At 74.7% G+C, this 16,676-nt stretch carries 18 protein-coding genes; 5 read left to right on the top strand and 13 right to left on the bottom strand.

Annotated elements, in window-relative coordinates:
- The first annotated feature begins 68 nt into the window (after positions 1–68).
- A complete protein-coding gene (locus ATL51_RS05335) occupies positions 69–488 on the top strand; it encodes an SRPBCC family protein (protein ID WP_100877859.1) in 420 nt (139 codons plus the stop codon).
- Here the strand turns inward: ATL51_RS05335 and ATL51_RS05330 are convergent.
- The 3 genes from ATL51_RS05330 to ATL51_RS05320 are packed head-to-tail and all read right to left on the bottom strand — an operon-like array spanning position 425 to position 3,752.
- A complete protein-coding gene (locus ATL51_RS05330) occupies positions 425–1,312 on the bottom strand; it encodes an alpha/beta fold hydrolase (RefSeq protein ID WP_100877858.1) in 888 nt (295 codons plus the stop codon). The two genes, ATL51_RS05335 and ATL51_RS05330, sit on opposite strands and share 64 nt — an antisense overlap.
- Positions 1,309–2,169: an SDR family NAD(P)-dependent oxidoreductase gene (locus ATL51_RS05325; protein WP_100877857.1), complete on the bottom strand. Its 861-nt coding sequence runs from the start codon at positions 2,167–2,169 to the stop codon at positions 1,309–1,311. The genes ATL51_RS05330 and ATL51_RS05325 overlap by 4 nt, the downstream gene beginning before the upstream one ends.
- Positions 2,169–3,752 (bottom strand): flavin-containing monooxygenase, encoded by a 1,584-nt coding sequence (locus ATL51_RS05320; protein WP_100877856.1) that lies wholly within the window; start codon positions 3,750–3,752, stop codon positions 2,169–2,171. Before ATL51_RS05320 ends, ATL51_RS05325 begins: the two co-directional genes overlap by 1 nt.
- Positions 3,753–3,870: 118 nt before the next feature.
- Here ATL51_RS05320 and ATL51_RS05315 point away from each other — a divergent pair, with 118 nt between their 5' ends.
- A complete protein-coding gene (locus tag ATL51_RS05315; RefSeq protein WP_100877855.1) occupies positions 3,871–4,902 on the top strand; it encodes an AraC family transcriptional regulator ligand-binding domain-containing protein in 1,032 nt (343 codons plus the stop codon).
- Between the two features lie 254 nt (positions 4,903–5,156).
- Entirely contained in the window at positions 5,157–5,393 is a 237-nt protein-coding gene (locus tag ATL51_RS05310) for a hypothetical protein (RefSeq protein WP_100877854.1), read from the top strand.
- Here ATL51_RS05310 and ATL51_RS05305 read toward each other — a convergent pair.
- From ATL51_RS05305 to ATL51_RS05280, 6 genes are all read right to left on the bottom strand, one after another.
- Positions 5,372–6,379 (bottom strand): DUF5914 domain-containing protein, encoded by a 1,008-nt coding sequence (locus ATL51_RS05305; RefSeq protein ID WP_073574995.1) that lies wholly within the window; start codon positions 6,377–6,379, stop codon positions 5,372–5,374. The two genes, ATL51_RS05310 and ATL51_RS05305, sit on opposite strands and share 22 nt — an antisense overlap.
- Positions 6,380–6,402: 23 nt before the next feature.
- On the bottom strand, positions 6,403–8,004 hold the full coding sequence (locus tag ATL51_RS05300; protein ID WP_100877853.1) for an FAD-dependent oxidoreductase: 1,602 nt from the start codon (positions 8,002–8,004) through the stop codon (positions 6,403–6,405).
- On the bottom strand, positions 8,001–8,759 hold the full coding sequence (locus tag ATL51_RS05295) for a class I SAM-dependent methyltransferase (RefSeq protein WP_100877852.1): 759 nt from the start codon (positions 8,757–8,759) through the stop codon (positions 8,001–8,003). The genes ATL51_RS05300 and ATL51_RS05295 overlap by 4 nt, the downstream gene beginning before the upstream one ends.
- 85 nt (positions 8,760–8,844) lie before the next feature.
- On the bottom strand, positions 8,845–9,963 hold the full coding sequence (locus tag ATL51_RS05290; RefSeq protein ID WP_100877851.1) for a polyprenyl synthetase family protein: 1,119 nt from the start codon (positions 9,961–9,963) through the stop codon (positions 8,845–8,847).
- A 214-nt stretch (positions 9,964–10,177) separates the two neighbouring features.
- Positions 10,178–10,573: a hypothetical protein gene (locus ATL51_RS05285; RefSeq protein ID WP_100877850.1), complete on the bottom strand. Its 396-nt coding sequence runs from the start codon at positions 10,571–10,573 to the stop codon at positions 10,178–10,180.
- Between the two features lie 46 nt (positions 10,574–10,619).
- The gene (locus ATL51_RS05280; RefSeq protein ID WP_100877849.1) at positions 10,620–10,949 is read right to left on the bottom strand and encodes a hypothetical protein; all 330 of its coding nucleotides are present in this window, start codon (positions 10,947–10,949) and stop codon (positions 10,620–10,622) included.
- A 107-nt stretch (positions 10,950–11,056) separates the two neighbouring features.
- Between ATL51_RS05280 and ATL51_RS05275 the strand changes: the two genes are divergently transcribed.
- Positions 11,057–11,908 carry a hypothetical protein gene (locus ATL51_RS05275; protein ID WP_157818228.1) on the top strand — a complete coding sequence of 284 codons (852 nt, stop codon included), beginning with the start codon at positions 11,057–11,059 and terminating at the stop codon, positions 11,906–11,908.
- Here the strand turns inward: ATL51_RS05275 and ATL51_RS05270 are convergent.
- From ATL51_RS05270 to ATL51_RS05255, 4 genes are read right to left on the bottom strand one after another with little or no spacing between them, the layout of a single operon-like run.
- Entirely contained in the window at positions 11,862–13,058 is a 1,197-nt protein-coding gene (locus ATL51_RS05270; RefSeq protein WP_100877847.1) for an acyl-CoA dehydrogenase family protein, read from the bottom strand. The genes ATL51_RS05275 and ATL51_RS05270 overlap by 47 nt on opposite strands.
- Positions 13,055–13,954 carry a 3-hydroxyacyl-CoA dehydrogenase NAD-binding domain-containing protein gene (locus ATL51_RS05265; RefSeq protein ID WP_100877846.1) on the bottom strand — a complete coding sequence of 300 codons (900 nt, stop codon included), beginning with the start codon at positions 13,952–13,954 and terminating at the stop codon, positions 13,055–13,057. The genes ATL51_RS05270 and ATL51_RS05265 overlap by 4 nt, the downstream gene beginning before the upstream one ends.
- A complete protein-coding gene (locus ATL51_RS05260; RefSeq protein ID WP_100877845.1) occupies positions 13,951–14,688 on the bottom strand; it encodes an acetoacetate decarboxylase in 738 nt (245 codons plus the stop codon). Before ATL51_RS05260 ends, ATL51_RS05265 begins: the two co-directional genes overlap by 4 nt.
- Complete coding sequence (locus ATL51_RS05255; RefSeq protein ID WP_301548899.1) at positions 14,685–15,902, bottom strand: CaiB/BaiF CoA transferase family protein; 1,218 nt, start codon at positions 15,900–15,902, stop codon at positions 14,685–14,687. The genes ATL51_RS05260 and ATL51_RS05255 overlap by 4 nt, the downstream gene beginning before the upstream one ends.
- 57 nt (positions 15,903–15,959) lie before the next feature.
- Here ATL51_RS05255 and ATL51_RS05250 point away from each other — a divergent pair, with 57 nt between their 5' ends.
- A complete protein-coding gene (locus tag ATL51_RS05250) occupies positions 15,960–16,670 on the top strand; it encodes an IclR family transcriptional regulator (protein ID WP_083658319.1) in 711 nt (236 codons plus the stop codon).
- Positions 16,671–16,676: the final 6 nt, after the last annotated feature.

Here is a 16,676-nt window from a genome sequence, read left to right as displayed (position 1 = left end):
AACCCGACGCTACGGCCGCAACCGGCCCGTCGCGCGGCGGGGGCGCGCAGCCGCCAGGATCGTCGTCGATGCGCCTGACACTGCACGCCCGCGGCCCGCAGCCCGCCGACGAGGTCTGGGAGCGCTACGCCGTGCCCGCCCGCTGGCCGGAGTGGGCGCCCTACATCCTCGGTGTCGACACCGCGGCGGACCGGATACGCCCCGGCGTGACCGGGCAGGTCCGCGGCCCGCTCGGCGTCACGGTGTCCTTCGCGGTCACCGAGGTCGACGAGCGGGCCCGCAGCTGGGCCTGGGACGTCGCCCTCGGCGCCGGCGCCTCCCCGCTGAACCGGGTGCGGCTGAGCCTGGACCACGGCGTGCGGCCGTCCGGGGCCGGTACCCGGACCTGGCTGACCGTGCACGGCCCGCCCGCCGTGGTCCTGCCCTACCTGGTGCCGGCGCGGCTGTCGCTGGAGATGCTGGTCCGCCGCCCCGCCCGGGCGAGGTGATCGCACGCCAGCGTCGCGAACGCCCCGGGCACCTCGATCTGGGGCATGTGTCCCACCCGGCCGAACACGTGCGTCGTGACCTGCGGGAGCCGGCCCGCCGCGCGCAGCTGGGCCGCGGGCAGGATCAGGTCCCGTTCACCCCACACGACCAGGGTCGGCTTCGGGGCGCGGGCGAACGCGTCGAGCAGCGCGCGCCGCCAGCCCGGCCGGACCCCGCGGACGGTGCCCAGCTCGGCCGCGACCTCGGCGAAGGTCCGGGCGAACTCCGGCCGCCGCGCGATCTCCACGGCGCGGGCGACCCGCTCGTCGGTGACCAGGGAGCCGTCGACGAACAGGGACCGCTCCGAGCGTCGCGCCGCCGTGGCGTCCAGGTGGCCCAGCAGGAACCGGCCCAGCAGCGGCACCCCGATGACCCGCAGCGCGGGGGTCACCTCGGCGCCGAACCCGGCGGGGTCGGCCAGCACCAGTGAGACGACCCGCTCGGGGTGCCGGGTGGAGATCAGCAGCGCGACGGCGCCGCCGAGCGAGTTGCCCATGACGTGCGCCGGCCGGGTCTCGCCGAGCGCGTCGAGGGTGGCGAGCGCGGTGTCGGCGAGCTTCTCCAGCGTCGCCGGGCCGGGCACCCGGTCGGAGTGGCCGAACCCGGCCAGGTCGAGCGCGACCACCCGGTACCGGGACAGGAACTCGTGCTGCGGGTCCCAGTCCTCCAGACTGCGGCCGATCCCGTGCAGCAGCAGGACCGGCTCACCGGCGGGGTCGCCGCTCTCGCGGACCCGGATCCGGGTGCCGCCGACGTCGACGAAGCGGGTCTGCGGGAGGGTCATCGCGTGCGCGCCGCCTTCGCGTTCCCCGAGGCGCCCACCAGCTTCGCGAAGATCCGGATGCTGTTCGCCGGGGCGAGCCGGGCCAGCAGGTCCGGGACCTTCGCGCTGATCCCGATGAGCAGCCGCGGCCGGCGCTTCGCGATCGCGTCGACGATCAGCTCGGCGGCCTTCTCCGCGGGGAAGGTCAGCAGCTTCTCGAAGTCCTTCTTGCCGCGCTCGGCCTCCTCGGCCGGGATGTTGACCCCGACCCGGGCGCCCGCGGCGATCCCGGTCCTGATGCCGCCCGGGTGCACCGTGGTGACGGTGGCGCCGACCTGGGCGAGCTCGGCGCGCAGCGCCTCGGAGAAGCCGCGGATCGCGAACTTCGACGACGAGTACGCCGACTGCCCGGGCGGGGCGATCAGCCCGAACAGGCTGGACACGTTGACCACGTGCGCGCCGGGCCGTGCGGTCAGCGCGGGCAGCAGGGCGTGGGTCAGCCGCACCGGGGCGCGGAAGTTGACGTCCATGACCCAGTCGAACTCGTCGAGGGTCAGCCGGGCGAAGTCCCCGCCGAGCGCGACGCCGGCGTTGTTGACCAGCAGCCTGATCTCCGGGTGGCCGGCGAGGATCCGGGCCGACAGCGCGTCGACGGCGTCGCGGTCGGCCAGGTCGACGGTCTCGGTGGTCACCGACAGGCCGGGGCGCTTCGCGCGGATCGCCGACGCGACGGTGTCGAGCCGGTCGCCGTCGCGGTCGACGAGCACGAGGTCGCTGCCGCGCTCGGCGAGCAGGCGGGCGACGTGCTCGCCCATGCCACCGGCGGCACCGGTGACGACGGCGGTGCCCTCGGCGAAGCGGAACGGTGAGCGGGCCATCAGGAGGCCACCTCCTGCTGTGCGGCCGCCGGGCCGGCGACGGTGTCCGCGGCGATGCCCGACGCGGTCGGGGTGGGGACGCGGGCGTCGCGGGCACCGAGCGCCGAGGCGGGGGTGAGGATCATGTCCCGCTTGAGGTCGGCGCGGCCGAGCCCGACGGCGTCGAGGAAGAAGTTCTGGTGCAGCCGCCACGGGTCCTTGCGGCCCTGGCGCGGGAACAGGTGCTCCGAGCGCTTCACGTAGTTCGACTCGATGTCGAGCAGTGGCCGGTCCGGGGACACGGTCGGCGCCGGCGTGGCGACGGCGATCCGCTCGCGGTCCATCAGCGCGAGCAGCTTGGGCACGTAGCGGGCGACGAGGTCGGCGCGCAGCGTCCAGGACGCGTTGATGTAGCCGATGCAGAACGCCAGGTTCGGCAGGCCCGACAGCATCAGGCCGCGGTAGGTGACGGTCTTGCCGATGTCGACCTGCTCGCCGTCGACGTGGATCGTGATGCCGCCCAGCGGGCTCAGCGACAGGCCGGTCGCCGAGACGATCACGTCGGCCTCCAGCTCCTCGCCCGACCGCAGCCGGATGCCCTTCTCGGTGATCCGCTCGATGTGGTCGGTGACGACCGAGGCGTCACCCCGGTTGATCGACTTGTAGAAGTCGCCCTCCGGGATGACGCACAGGCGCTGGTCCCACGGGTCGTAGCTCGGGGTGAAGTGCTTGTCCACGTAGGATTCGTCCTTGAGGAACTTCAGCGCGAGGCCGCGCAGCACCTTCTTCACACGCTCCGGGCGGCGCCGGGCGAGCTGGTAGAACGCCTGGGTCAGCGTCACGTACTGCAGCCGCAGGATGGCGTGCGCGACCTTCGCGGGCAGGAAGCGGCGCAGCTGGTCGGCGACCGGGTCCTTGCTGGGCAGCACCGTGAGGTACGACGGCGAGCGCTGCAGCATCGTGACGTGCCCGGCCTTCGCGGCCAGCGAGGGGATCAGCGTGACGGCGGTGGCGCCGGACCCGATGACGACGACCTTCTTGCCGGTGTAGTCGAGGTCCTCCGGCCAGAACTGCGGGTGCACCCAGGTGCCGGCGAAGTCCTCCCGGCCCGGGAACTCCGGCTGGAAGCCCTTGTCGTAGTCGTAGTAGCCCGAGCACATGAACAGGAACGAGCAGGTGTAGCGCTTCGGGCCCTGCGCGGTGGTGGTGTCCACCGTCCAGCGCGCGGTGGCCGAGTCCCACGAGGCGCCGACGACCTTCGTGCCGAAGCGGATCCGCTCGGTCACGCCGTACTCGCGGGCGGTCTCGGTGATGTAGCGGCGGATGTCGGCGCCGTCGGCGATCGACTTCGGCTCGCGCCACGGCCGGAACGGGTAGGCCAGGGTGAACATGTCCGAGTCCGAGCGGATGCCCGGGTAGCGGAACAGGTCCCAGGTGCCGCCGATGTTCTCGCGGCCCTCGAGGATCGCGTAGTCCTTGCCGGGCAGCTCCTGGTGCAGCCGGGCCGCGGCGCCGATGCCGGAGAGCCCGGCCCCGACGATGATCACGTCGCGGTGCTCGACGGCGGTGCTGTCCGGAGCGGGCGTCGTGCCGGCCTGCGTCATGTGGTCCTCCTCATCGGGCGCGTCCGCGCTGACTACCTCTGTCGACCGAGATCCAGTCTGCCCCAAACCTACCCGGAGTAACTTGACCTGGCGCGACAACAACTTACCCTCGTACGACATGGGCACCGGATCACTCACCCGGGCGAGGGCGTTGCGGGGGCTCGTCGCGCTGGTCGGCGAGCTGGGCGGCGACGGAGCGGCGCTGTTCGCACGGTTCCGCATCCCGATCGACGCCGTCGAGGGGACCGACCCGGACGCGCTGGTCCCGACCCGGTCGGTGGCCCGGGTGCTGGAGACCGCGGCCGCCGAGCTCGGGTGCGGCGACCTGGGCCTGCGCCTCGCGCAGCGGCAGGGCCCGGAGATCCTCGGGCCGCTCGCCGTCGCCGTCCAGAACTCGGCGACCCTCGGCGACGCGCTCGACTGCGCCTCGCGCTACCTCTACGTGCACAGCCCGGCGCTGACGATCGGCGCCGTCGCCGACCCGGAGGGCGTCGCCGGGGTGACCGGGCTGGAGTACGGCAGCACCGACCCGCTCCCGCCGCAGGTCGCCGACCTGGGCGTGGGGGTGCTGCACCGGATCGTCGGGCTGCTGTCGGGCGGGCTCTACGGGCTGCGGTCGGTGCACCTGCCGCACACCGCTCCCGCCGACGCCGACCGCTTCCGGGGGTTCTTCGGCGCCGAGGTCCGCTTCGACCGGCCCGCCGCCGTGCTGCGGGTGCCCGCCGACCTCGTGCGACGCCCGCTGGCCGGCGGCGACGAGACCGTGCGCGCCATCGCCATCGAGTACCTGGAGACCCACTTCGACCGGCCCGGGCGCACCGTCACCGACCGGGTACGGGCGGCCGTCGACCGGTCGCTGGCGTCGGGGCCGGTGCGGATCGGCTCCGTCGCCCGGCTGCTGCGGGTGCACCCCCGCACCCTGCAGCGTCACCTCGCGGTGGAGGGGACGACGTTCGAGCAGGTCGTCGACGACGCCCGCCGGGACACCGCCGAGCGCCTGATCCTGCGGACCGACCTGCCGTTCACCCAGGTCGCGGCGATGATCGGGCTGGCGGAGCAGTCGGCGCTGTCCCGTGCGTCGAGGCGCTGGTTCGGGACGCCTCCGCGGGAGCTGCGCAAGGCCGGACCGGCCGGGCTGCCGGTGGCCTGACGACTCCGCCGGCCCCGCGTCCGCGACCGGCTGCGCGTTGCGTGGACGCTCCAGGGTGGGCGGGACCCATGATCGTCGTCCGGGAAGGGATCGGTGCCGTACGTGGCACCGATCCCTTCCGAGAAACTGATCATGAACGTCCAGCCCCGTCTCCGGTGGCCCCGATCCACCGCGCCGGCCCTGCTCCACCCGCCACGATGCCCCGGACGGCGGGTGCGTTCTGAGCGCCGCCGTGACCGACACCGTGAGCACTGGTGGCCGTGCGCGACGAGCTGCACGCCGCCGGGAGGTCGATCGCCTACAACGTCGGCGTCCTGCTGTTCGGCGGCACCGCACCGCTTGTGTTCACGACCCTGCTCGAGACGACGGGGTCGCCGGTCTCACCGGCGTACTTGATGGTGTCGGTGGCGGTCGTCTCGGTGCCGGCCGGCACCGTGGCCCGGCGCCGCTTCGCCCAGCGCCGACGGTCCTACCGGGCGCGCAGCGCGTAGCGGCGCTCGGCGTAGTCGAGGTCGTCGCGCCACAGCCGGGTGGCGGCCGCGGCCATCGCCGGGCGGATCGCCGGGGCGAGCTTCGAGGCCACGGAGAACCCGGGCCGGTCCGACCCGGCGACGACGGCCTCGATCACCGCGGTCCGGGGCCGCCCGTCGCGGTCGGTGCCGCGCGGGGTCGCGTGGGTCTCGACGACCGAGCCGACGCCCTCGCCGGAGACGATGCGCATCACCACCGTCCGCGGCTCCGGGCACACGAACTCCGCCCGCACCGGGACGCCGAGCCCCGGACCGACCTTGAAGGTGACGGTGACCAGGAAGCGGTCGTCGGACTCGTCGACGTCGGTGACGGCGGGCGCGGAGTCCACCGTCAGCTTCTGGAACGAGTACGGGTGGAACCAGGCGCCGTGCCACGGGTCGAGCCGGTTGGCGACGATGTCCTCGGGCTCGCACACCCCGACCAGGGTGGTCACGGCGTCGAGGACCGCGCCGGCCGGGCGGGCCGGGACGACCGGGGCGTCGGTCGGCTCCTCACCGCCGACGTCGTCGAGCCGCGCCCAGACGAGCACCCCGTCGTCGTGGACGGGGTGCACCGCCCAGCCGGGGCCGGACCGGGCGCCCAGGCGCAGCCCGTGCCAGCGGCACACCAGCTCGCCGCAGTCGACTGCCGCCAGAGCCATCGGCGCACCGAGGTGCGGGCAGGCGCCGGGACCCACGCGCACCGTCCCGTCCTCCTCCCGCCACGCGACGAGCTCGACCCCGCCGATGCGCACGCCGAGCGGCCGGTCGCCGCGGATCTCCCGGCTCGCGGCGACCACGAACCAGTTCCCCGACGGGCGCGCCTGCGCCCGCTCCAGCGCGGCCGAGATCAGCTTCGGGTCCGCGCCGGCGTAGGTCGGCTTCTGCGCCGCCCACTTCTGGGACGGCAGCGGTTGCAGCGGCCAGTGGGACGGCCAGTTCGCGGTGAGACGGGAGAGCAGGGTCATGACGTGGTGTCCTTCGACGGGTGTCAGGTGCGCATCGCGTACTCGGCGGCGCGCCGCAGCGGACCGAGGCGGCCGCTGGTGGGGACGGTCTCGAGCGGGTGGCCGGCCAGGCCCCAGCCGGCAAGCAGCCGGTTCGCCGCCTGCCAGCCGGTGCTCGCGGCGCGCTCCATGAGCGCGACCGGCAGGTCGATCCGGATGCCGTCGCCGGCCAGCACCAGGCCGTCGACGGGGGTGGCGACGGTGGGCCGCCGCGCGAAGTCGCCGACGCCGAACATCGGGCAGTCCTCGCGCCACTGGACGAGCTCGCCGACCGCGCGGGCCCGCGCGGTCTCCGGGTAGAGCTCGTGCAGTCGCGCGACGCAGCGCTCGCGCAGCCCGGCGGTCCAGGCGTCGTCGTCGACGCCGGGCGGCGGGGCCGCCGAGTAGGCGTGCAGCTCCACCACCGAACCGCCGTGGCGGGCGGCCCAGCCGGCCGCGTCGTGCTCGTAGCGGTCGAGCACGGAGATGTTGTCGAGCGGGTCGAGCCCGCCGGTGCCCAGGAACGGCGGCCGGGACGCGTCGACCGGGGTGTCGAGCCACAGCCGCTGCACCAGGAACGGTGGCGCGCTGCCGAGCGCGGCGACGTCGGCGCGCCAGCGGTCCAGCGCGCCGGGCCCGTCGACGGTGGAGACCTGCTCGCCGAGGTCGGAGGACGCGGCGACGACCGAGCGCAGCCCGCGCACGTCGGTCGCGAGGACCACGGCGTCGGCTGCGGTACCGCCGGCGGAATGATTCACGTGGAACCGTCCACCGTCGACGGACCCCCCTCGCTCCAGTGAGGACACCGTGACCCCGGTCCGGAACGTGACACCGCGGGTGGTCAGGTAGTGACGCAGCGGCTCCCACAGCGCGGTGTCGAAGCCCGCGTCGGGCACGTCGAACATCAGGCCCTCGGAGGAGCCGAGGAAATAGATGTGGAACATCGTCGCGAGCTCGGCGGCCGACATCGTCGAGGGCGGCGCGAAGAAGCTGCGGGAGAACACCTCGAAGGCCAGGTGCCGGGCCGCGGGCGGGAAGTTGATCGACTCGACGAAGCTCTGCGCGTCGACGTGGTCGATCGCCTCGTAGATGCCGGGCACGCTGACCGCGGCCAGCGGCGCGGCGGCGCGGGCGTCGAGCCGCAACAGGTCCGACGGGCGGAACGTGGGGCTGCGCAGCGCGAACAGCACGGCGTTCCACGGGGGTGTGCGCGGCAACCCGCGGAAGGTGTCCCGGCGGCCCTGGGCGTCGACGAGCGGGTAGTCCTCCAGCGGCACCAGCCGCTCCAGCCCGGGGTCGCCGCGGCGCAACAGCGCGCGCAGGTTGTAGTACTGCCGGAAGAACGCGTGGAAGCCGCGGCTCATCGACACCGGCGTGCCGTCGGGCAGCGTCTCCGACCAGCCACCGACCCGGCCGCCCAGGTAGGGCTCGCGCTCCAGCACCTCGACGGCGACGCCGCGCTCGGCCAGCCCGGTCGCCGCGGCCAACCCGGCGATCCCGCCCCCGACGACGACCGCCCGCGGCCGCCGCCCCAGCTGCCCGGCGTCGCCGAGGCCACCGGCGGGCTCGTGGCGGACGCGGCGCGCGTCGGTCGGGCGGGCGGTCACGACCGCGTCCCGAGCACGGTGTGCACGACGCCGTTCTGCCAGCCGGTCATGGTCTCGGAGTGCACGGCGTCGAACCCGGCGGCGCGCACCCGGTCGCGCAGGCGGCCGATGCCGTCGAAGGTGTTCACGCTGCGCCACAGGTGCCGGTACAGCGCGGTCTCGCCGGTCGTCATCCGGCCGAGCGGCACGATGATCCCCCAGCAGACCGCGTGCCAGGACAGCCGGGCGCGGGGGGAGTCGGCGACCGAGTACTCGTGCAGTGCGAGCACCCCGCCCGGGCGCAGCAGGTCGTGGAAGCGGCGCAGCTGGGCGTCCGGGTCGTCGAGGTTTCGCAGCAGGTAGGCGGCGAGGATCCCGTCGAACGGTCCCTCGACCCCGTTCTCGGCGAGGGTCTCGGCCGTGGAGTGCACGAACCGCACCGACGCCGGCCACGGCTTGGTGCGGGCGCGCTCGAGCATCCCGGCCGAGGCGTCGACGGCGACGATCTCGGCGCGCGGGGCGACCCCGAGCAGCGCCGCGGTGGAGGCCCCGGTGCCGCAGCCCGCGTCGAGCAGGCGCAGCCCGGCGCCGTCACGGGGGAGCCGCATCCGGGCCGCGGACGCGCGCAGGTGGTCGTGGTAGCCGGGGTTCATCCCGACCAGGCGGTCGTAGTCGGCCGCGCCGTCGTCGAAGTGCGACGGGACCTGCTCGCGGGGCAGGCCCGCACGGCCGACGGTTCCGGGGCGGGTGGGACGGGACGGGGAACGGTCGACCATGTCCGCGAGCCTAGGACCGCCGGCGTCGCACGGCGCGTCGGGTCGTATCCTGTTGCACCGCAGTCACTCGCGGGGGCTTCCCCGGTCAGGAGACCCGGTCGGCGCAGCGCACGGCCATCGCGCGCAGCACCGCGGCGACGTCGTCGCCGAGCACCCCGTCGGCGACCGCGCCGTCGACCAGCCGCAGCGCACCCTGCACCCGGGTGGCGATGAGCTCCTCGATGCGGCGGCGGGCCCCGGTCGACTCGATCGCCACCCGCGCCGCGGCGACGTCGACCGGGCCGTCGGCCTCGTCGGAGCCGTGCAGCAGCGCGTCGAGGGCGCCCCGGGTGGCCGGTCCGGCGACCTCGCGGGCCAGCACGACCAGGCTGGTGGCCTTGCGCTCGGCCAGGTCGTCGCCCGCGGACTTGCCGGTGGCGTCGCTACCGAACACGCCCAGCACGTCGTCGCGCATCTGGAAGGCCTCGCCGACCATCGTCCCGTAGTCGCCGAGTGCCGCGAGCAGCTCCGGTGCGGCCCCGGCCATCGCGGCGCCGAGCTCCAGCGGGCGCCGGACGGTGTAGTTGCCGGACTTGCGGCGCAGCACGTCCATCACCTCGTCGAGGGTGGGGACGCGGCGGGCCTCGTTGAGCAGGTCGGCGAACTGCCCGACGGCCAGCTCCGAGCGCATCTCGTCGTAGCGCGGCCAGCCGCGGTCGAGCACCGCACGCGGCAGCCCGCTCTCCCGCATCGCCTGCTCGGCCCACACCAGGCACAGGTCGCCCAGCAGCACCGCGCCGGACTCGCCGAACCGGTCCGGGCAGCCGGACATGCCCTGGCCGCGGTGCCAGGAGGCGAGCTGGACGTGCACCGTCGGCCGGCCGCGGCGCAACTGCGAACGGTCCATGACGTCGTCCTGGAGCAGGGCGAAGGCGTGCAGCAGCTCCAGCCCGGACACGGCCGCCAGCGCGGCGGGGGAGTCCGGGGCCGCGGCCCGCCAGCCCAGGTAGCCGAACATCGACCGCAGGTACTTGCCTCGGCCGACGAAGTCGCTCAGGACCCCGGCGACGAAGTCCGCACCGCGCATCGAGTGCACGTGCTCGGCGCACCGGAGCCGCACGGTCTCGTCGACGTGGGCCCGGACCCGGCCGCGGATCTCCGCGACCCAGTCCGGGTGGGTGGGGACGTGCTCGAGCCGCCGGTCCTGCCCGGTCTCCACGAACATCGCGCGGCCTCCCGTCGGGTCGCCTGGGGTGGTGAGCGGCCGGACGTCGGCGTCCGGACCCGGTCGGGGGCCGAGGGCACGACCGGGCCGGGTCTGTCGAGGGTATGGGGGGCGTCGTGATCGCGCGCGCCGAATCGGACAGACCACCCCGGTCGGGTTCGGACGGAGCGGCCACGTGGTTCGGGTGACCCACGTCACCGGCCGTCCGGGCCGGTCAGCCGGCCCGGAGGAACGACCAGGCGACCAGCCACACCGACCCGGCGACGAGTGCCATCGCCCCGGGCACGTGCACGATCAGCCCCGCGATGTCGCCGAACCACGCCTGGACGAAGGTGAACGCGAAGACAGCCGCGGCGAGGACCGACGGCCACCACGCTCCGGCGGTGACGACACAGAGCCACACCGCGGCCGCCGCGGCGAGCCCGGTGACGACGTGCAGCACGATCGCGCCGGCGCCGTGCGGGCCGACGTCGCCGCCGGTGAACAGGCCGGCGGCGGTCACGAACTGCCAGGCCAGGACGACGACCGACGCGGTCGCGAGCACCCGCAGGGCCAGGACGGGGGTGGAGCGGGTGACGTCGGGGGCGGCGTGGCGGTGTGGGGCGGACATCCTCGCAGTCTGCCGACAACCGGCCGCAGGTGCACGAACCGGGCGTTCAGGCCATCGCGGGCGCGAACTCCCGCGCGACGACGACGGCGGCCCAGGCCGGGAGGAAGTGCCGCACCGAATCGAGCGCGGGGGAGCCGGTGACCGGGGTGAAGTGGTGGTCCACGAACGCGCGCAGCGCCGCGGAGTGGCCGAGCCGGTCCGGGACGAACGCCACGTCGTCGCGCCAGCCGCACTCGCAGGCCGCGCGGTAGGCGACGGCCGGGACGCGGCGTGCGTCGCTCCAGATCCCCGTCGCGCGGCCGTCGGCGGTGTCCGCGCTGACGAACCCCTCGTGGTCGTCCGACCCGGGGATCTCCATCGGTCCGATGTAGAGCACGCGCTGATCATCCCCGGGGGCCGGCGGTGCGCAACCCGCGGCGGGACGGGTGGGCTCTCCGGTTCGTCCGGCGGTCGTCCGACGGCCGCGCGTGGCAGGCTGGCCCGGTGGCGGACGACGAGCGGGGCGAGGCGGTGCTGGCCGCCGCGACCGACGCGGCCCGCCGCGAGTTCGGTGACGACCTGGTGGCGGCCTACACGCTCGGCAGCCTCGCGCACGGCGGGTTCGCCCCCGCCGTCAGCGACGTCGACCTGGCCCTGGTGCTGCGGGAGACCGGCGGCGGCACGGCCTCGCGGGTGCACGACGTCGTCGCCGCGGCCCGGGACGCGGCCGCGGGCACCGACGGGCTCGCCGAGCGGCTCTCGGTGTTCTGGGCCGACCCGGACACCGTGCGCCACGGCACCGGGCGCCGACCGGCCCGCCTGCCCGCCGTCGACCGGCTCGACCTGCTCGACTCCGGCGTGCTGCGCCACGGCACCGACGTCCGCGACGGTGCCGTCCCGCCCGGCCACGACGAGCTGGTCCGCGGCTCGGCCGGGTTCCTCGTCGAGCGGGTCGACGACGCCTGGCTCGCCGGGGTCGCCGACCCGGCCGCACTGCTGGCCCGCGGGCCGCGCACGGTCACCAAGACGGTGCTGTTCCCGGTCCGGTTCCTGCACACCCTCACGACCGGGGAGATCGGCCGCAACGACGCCGCCGTCGCCTCCTACGACGGCGCCCACCGCGACCTGGCCCGGGCCGCCCTGCGGTGGCGCGACGGGGCGCTCGGCGAGCGGGTCGCGGCGTGGACGCTGCTGACCGACCACCTGGCGGGCCTGTACCGGGAGTGCGTCGACGCCCATCTCGCGGCGCTGCCCGGTGACGACCCCGCCGTCACCGGGCTGCGGGCGCTGCGCGACGCCCTGGCGGTGCTCAGTGCTTCGCGGGCCGCCGTCCCACGAACGCCCCGATCCCGGTGACCGCGCGCCCCACGACCAGGGTGTTGATCTCCTTGGTGCCCTCGTAGGAGTAGAGGGCCTCGGCGTCGTTGAAGAACCGGCCGACCTTGTTCTCCAGCAGGATCCCGTTGCCGCCGAACACCTCCCGGGCCCGGGCGACCGCGTCACGCAGCATCAGGGTGGCCTGGCGCTTGGCCAGGGCCGCCTGCTCGTCGCGGAAGGTGCCGTCGTCCTGCATCTGGGCGACCCTGACCGCCATCCCCAGCGAGGCGACGACGGCGCCCAGGATCGACACGAGGTGGTCCTGGACCAGCTGGAACGACGCGATCGGCTGCCCGAACTGGACGCGCTCGACCGCGTAGTCGCGGGCCAGCTCGAACACGCCCGCCATCGCGCCGACCGCGTTCCAGGCGACGCCGCCACGGGTCACCCGCAGTACCCGGTTCGTGTCGGCGAAGGTCTGTGCGCCGGGCAGCCGGTTCGCCTCCGGGACGCGCACGCCGTCGAAGGTGAGGTCGGCGTTCTGCACGGTGCGCAGCGCGAGCTTGCCCTCCATCTTGGTGGCGGTGAACCCGGGCATGTCCTTCTCGACGACGAAGCCCTTGACCGAGTCGTCCGCCACGTCGCGGGCCCACACGATCACCAGGTCGGCGAAGGTGCCGTTGCCGATCCAGCGCTTGGCGCCGTCCAGCACCCACTCGTCGCCCTCGCGGCGGGCGGTGGTCTCCAGCCCGCCCGCGACGTCGGACCCGCCGTGCGGCTCGGACAGCGCGAACGCGCCGATCCTCTCCATCCGGCGCATGGCCGGGAGCCAGCGGTCCTTCTGCTCCGGCGACCCGCACAGGTCGATCGAGGTCAGCGCGAGCCCGGCGTGCACGCCGAAGAACGTGGCCATCGACGGGTCGACGCGGGACAGCTCCATCGACACGAACGAGGTGAGCAGCCGCGAGTAGGCGGGCCGGTCCGGCCACTCCCGTGCCAGCCCGACGACGTCGAGCTCGGCGAACCCCGGGATCAGCTCGTGCGGGAACTCCGCGCGGTCCCAGTACGCGTCGGCGATCGGGGCGATCTGCTCCTCGGCGAAGGACCGGACCCGGGAGAGGATCTGCTGTTCCTCGGGGGGGAGCAGGTCGACGTAGCCGAAGAGGTCGGCGGGAAGCGGTGCGGTCATGACTCCTCCATCTGCGACCGGGCGGCGAGTACGGAGGTCTCGGCGCGGTCGCGTGCGCTGGTGAGGGCCTCGCGGCTGGGGCCGTAGGCGTCCTCGGTGGCGGTGCTGATCGCCTCGACGGTGTCCGGGTCGAGGGTGGGGTCCCCCAGGTCGGCCCATCGGCGCGCCATCCCCGGGCCGAGGTGCTCGAGCAGGTGTCGCAGGCCGCCGTCGCCGCCGCCGAGGTGGAAGCTCAGGAACGGTCCGCCGGTCGCCCAGCGCGGACCGAGCGCGCCGGTGACCACACGGTCGAGCTCGGCGGGGGAGACCACACCGTCACGGACGAGGGAGACGGCCTCGCGGAACAGCGCCGACTGCAGCCGGTTGCCGACGAAGCCGTACACCTCCTTGTGGATCTCGACCGGGTCCTTGCCGACCGAGCGCAGGAACTCCGCGGCCCGCGTGACGTTGTCGCGCGTGGTGCGCTCCCCGGCGACGAGCTCCACCAGCGGCAGGACGTGCGGCGGGTTGAACGGGTGCGCGACGAGCAACCGGGCGGCGGCGTCGTCGTCGAGCCGGGCGGCGACGTCGGTGGGCAGGATCCCCGAGGTGGAGCTGAGCAGCAGCGCGCCGGCCGGGGCGTGCGCGGCCGCGGTCGCCCAGATGTCCTGCTTCACCTCCAGGCGCTCGGGTCCCTGCTCCTGGACGACGTCGGCACCGGCCACGGCGCGGGCGAGGTCCGGTTCGCAGGCGACCCGCTCCAGCAGGTCCGCCGACCCGAACCGGCGCACACCGGCGTCGACGACCTCGGCCAGGTCCGGCCGCGGGTCGGTGACGACGACGTCGTGTCCGGCCGCGGCCAGCAGCACGGTCCAGGAGACGCCGATGGTGCCGGCACCGATCTCGGTGATCCTCACGATTCCTCCAGGTAGTCGTGCACGGTGGTGATCGGCGCGAGCGTGAGGTCGGTCAGCACGTGCGAGGCGGAGACGATCTCGCGCACCGGCAGGTCCGCCAGCGGTGCGAGGACGTGGTCGAACAGCTGCAGCCGGGCCGGTCCGGTGAACGCCCGCTTCACGGTCAGGTCGGTGATCCGGGTGCGGACCAGCCGGGCGTCGACCGGTCCCGATCGGCCCGGCACGAGCTTGACCATGAAGGTCGGCACACCGACCTGCGCGGCGGCCTCCGCCGGATCGAGCTCGGTGTGCTGGTAGGCCATGGTCGCGACGGCCACCGGCAGCGAGCCCTTGTGCAGGGTGCCGACGAGCGCACCGTCCTCGACGCCCAGTCGTGGTGTGCCGAACGCCTTCGGGTAGGCGCTCTGCTCGCGCCCGGCGAAGGTCGCCGGTGCGTTGTCCAGCCACATGCCGTGCAGGTACTCACCCTCCTCGCCGTCGAAGGAGCACGCCAGCGCCTGCCCGGACTCGGTGTAGGGGCCGAAGCCGTCGACGTCGCCCATGTGCATGACCTCGAACCGGACCAGCGGCTCCCCGGCCACCAACGGCTCGGGCAGCGCGCGACGGAACGCGTCGGGGTCGGTGCGGTAGACGACGTTCAGGTACTCGCGGTCGGTGAACCGGTGCGATCCCGGCGTGAACGCGGGCGCGGTCAGCGGGGTGGTTCCGGCGGCGAGGACGTCGGCGGCCCTCATCGGGCGAGCACCCCGTCGGCGACCAGCGCGGCGATCTCGTCGTCGGTGCGGCCCAGCTCGCGCAGCACGTCGGCGCCGTCGGCGCCCAGCGCGGGGGCCGGGGTGCGCATCCCGCCCGGGGTGGCGGTGAACCGGACCGGGAAGCCGATGGACCGGTAGCGGCCCTCGGTGGGGTGCTCGGCCTCGGTGAGCAGGCCGCCGTCGGTGACGTAGGGATCGGTCTCGGCGTCGTCGACGGCGAGGACGGGCGCGAACGGGACCGAGTACTGCGCGCACAGCTGCGCCCACTCGTCGGTCGTGCGCCAGGGGGCCAGCTCGCCGATCAGCGCGTACAGCTCGGGCTGGTGCGCGGCCATCGCGGCGGAGGTGGCGAACCGCTCGTCGGCGGCGAGGTCGTCGCGGCCGGCCGCGGTGAAGAAGTCGGCGATGTTGCGCGGGGTGTAGGGCAGGATGCAGGCCCAGCCGTCCTTCGTCGCGACGGCCTCGTGCCCGGCGGCCATCGACCGGTTGAACCCGGTCGGGCCCTCCGCGGGCACGAAGGTGTGCCCGGACAGGTGCTCCACCAGGTTGAACGCGAGCAGTGTGTCGGTCATCGGGACCTCGACCAGCTGCCCCTCGCCGGTGGCCCGCTGGTGGATCACCGCGGCCAGCGTGGAGTAGGCGATCGTCAGCGCGCAGACCTTGTCGGCCAGGATCGTCGGCGCGTAGGAGGGGGTGCCGGTCGCCCGGCGCATCAGGTCCACCATCCCCGACGACGCCTGCACGATCTCGTCGTAGGCGGCGCGGTCGGCGAGCTCGGAGTCGCTGCGGAAGCCCTGCGCGCGGACCTGGACCAGGCGCGGGAAGCGCTCGGCGACCCGCCCGGGGTCGAGCCCGAGCCGGTCCAGCGCGCCGGGGCGCATGTTCGTCACGAGGACGTCGGCGGTGTCGAGCAGGTCGTCGAGCACCGCGCGGCCGGCGTCGGTCTTGAGATCGAGCGCCACCGAGCGCTTGTTGCGGTTCACGTTCAGCGCGAGCGCGCCCATCCCGGGGTTGCGCTGCGGCAGCGTGCGGCGGGTCATGTCCCCGGCCGGCGGCTCGATCTTGATCACCTCGGCGCCCAGGTCGCCCAGGATCTGGCAGGCGTACGGGCCCATGACCACCGACGCCAGGTCGATCACCCGCAGCCCGTCCAGTGCGCCACCCATGTCGTGCTCCCCTCGGTCGGTCCCCATCACGTTCTCCATGAGCATGGCTAACTTCTCTCGCTCCTGCGGGCTAGCCTTACCCATATGCGTAACCACCACCGGACCGTGGACCGGGTGGCCGGTCTGCTGGAGGCTGCCGCCCGCCGGCCCGACGGCAGCTCCCTGTCGGCGCTGGCCCGCCGCGTCGGCGCCCCGGTGTCCTCGGTGCAGAAACTCGTCGACGGCCTGGTCGCCACCGGCTACCTCGACGAGCGCGACCGTCGGTACACCCTGGGCCCCGCGCCGTGGATGCTCGCGGCGAGAGCGGGGGAACCACCCGTCCCGGCGATCCCGCACGAGGCGCTCGACCAGCTCGCCCGGCACACCGGGCTGCCGGTGCTGCTCGCCGCCCGGATCGGCGACGACGCCGTCTACCTCGACTGGGCGGGCGCCGACGAGGGTTTCGACGTGGCGCTGTCGGCGCGGGTCCGCGCGCCGCTGCCCGACACCGCGGCCGGCCGGGTCCTGCTCGCCCACCTCGGCCCGGCCGAACGCAAACGGGTCGCGCTCGCCGCGCACGAGGGTGATCCCGGCGCCGCCGCCGCGCTCCTCGACACCTGCGCCCGGATCCGCGCCGACGGGTTCGAACGCGGCGCGAGCGGCGCCCTGCTGCCCGGCGCGACGGCGGTCGCGGTCGCACTGCGCCACGACGGCCGGGTGACCGGGGCGCTCTCGGCCGCCGCCCGGGGTGCCGGGCCGCTGCCGGGTGAGGTCGTCGACGCCCTCGCCGACGCCGCGGGAGCCTGGTCCACCTGAGCCGCC

Source organism: Pseudonocardia alni (genome assembly GCF_002813375.1).
Classification (GTDB): Bacteria; Actinomycetota; Actinomycetes; order Mycobacteriales; family Pseudonocardiaceae; genus Pseudonocardia; species Pseudonocardia alni.
The sequence above is the reverse complement of the archived record's forward strand: the minus strand, read 5'-3'. Positions and strand labels throughout refer to the sequence as shown.

Bases quoted from the DNA above. Each gene is read 5' to 3' on its own strand.
- ATL51_RS05325 (WP_100877857.1), bottom strand. From the start codon at position 2,169: ATGGCCCGCTCACCGTTCCGCTTCGCCGAGGGCACCGCCGTCGTCACC.
- ATL51_RS05315 (WP_100877855.1), top strand. From the start codon at position 3,871: ATGGGCACCGGATCACTCACCCGGGCGAGGGCGTTGCGGGGGCTCGTC.
- ATL51_RS05335 (WP_100877859.1), top strand. From the start codon at position 69: ATGCGCCTGACACTGCACGCCCGCGGCCCGCAGCCCGCCGACGAGGTC.
- ATL51_RS05290 (WP_100877851.1), bottom strand. From the start codon at position 9,963: ATGTTCGTGGAGACCGGGCAGGACCGGCGGCTCGAGCACGTCCCCACC.
- ATL51_RS05270 (WP_100877847.1), bottom strand. From the start codon at position 13,058: ATGACCGCACCGCTTCCCGCCGACCTCTTCGGCTACGTCGACCTGCTC.
- ATL51_RS05305 (WP_073574995.1), bottom strand. From the start codon at position 6,379: ATGACCCTGCTCTCCCGTCTCACCGCGAACTGGCCGTCCCACTGGCCG.
- ATL51_RS05250 (WP_083658319.1), top strand. From the start codon at position 15,960: ATGCGTAACCACCACCGGACCGTGGACCGGGTGGCCGGTCTGCTGGAG.
- ATL51_RS05295 (WP_100877852.1), bottom strand. From the start codon at position 8,759: ATGGTCGACCGTTCCCCGTCCCGTCCCACCCGCCCCGGAACCGTCGGC.
- ATL51_RS05285 (WP_100877850.1), bottom strand. From the start codon at position 10,573: ATGTCCGCCCCACACCGCCACGCCGCCCCCGACGTCACCCGCTCCACC.
- ATL51_RS05260 (WP_100877845.1), bottom strand. From the start codon at position 14,688: ATGAGGGCCGCCGACGTCCTCGCCGCCGGAACCACCCCGCTGACCGCG.
- ATL51_RS05330 (WP_100877858.1), bottom strand. From the start codon at position 1,312: ATGACCCTCCCGCAGACCCGCTTCGTCGACGTCGGCGGCACCCGGATC.
- ATL51_RS05255 (WP_301548899.1), bottom strand. From the start codon at position 15,902: ATGGGGACCGACCGAGGGGAGCACGACATGGGTGGCGCACTGGACGGG.
- ATL51_RS05320 (WP_100877856.1), bottom strand. From the start codon at position 3,752: ATGACGCAGGCCGGCACGACGCCCGCTCCGGACAGCACCGCCGTCGAG.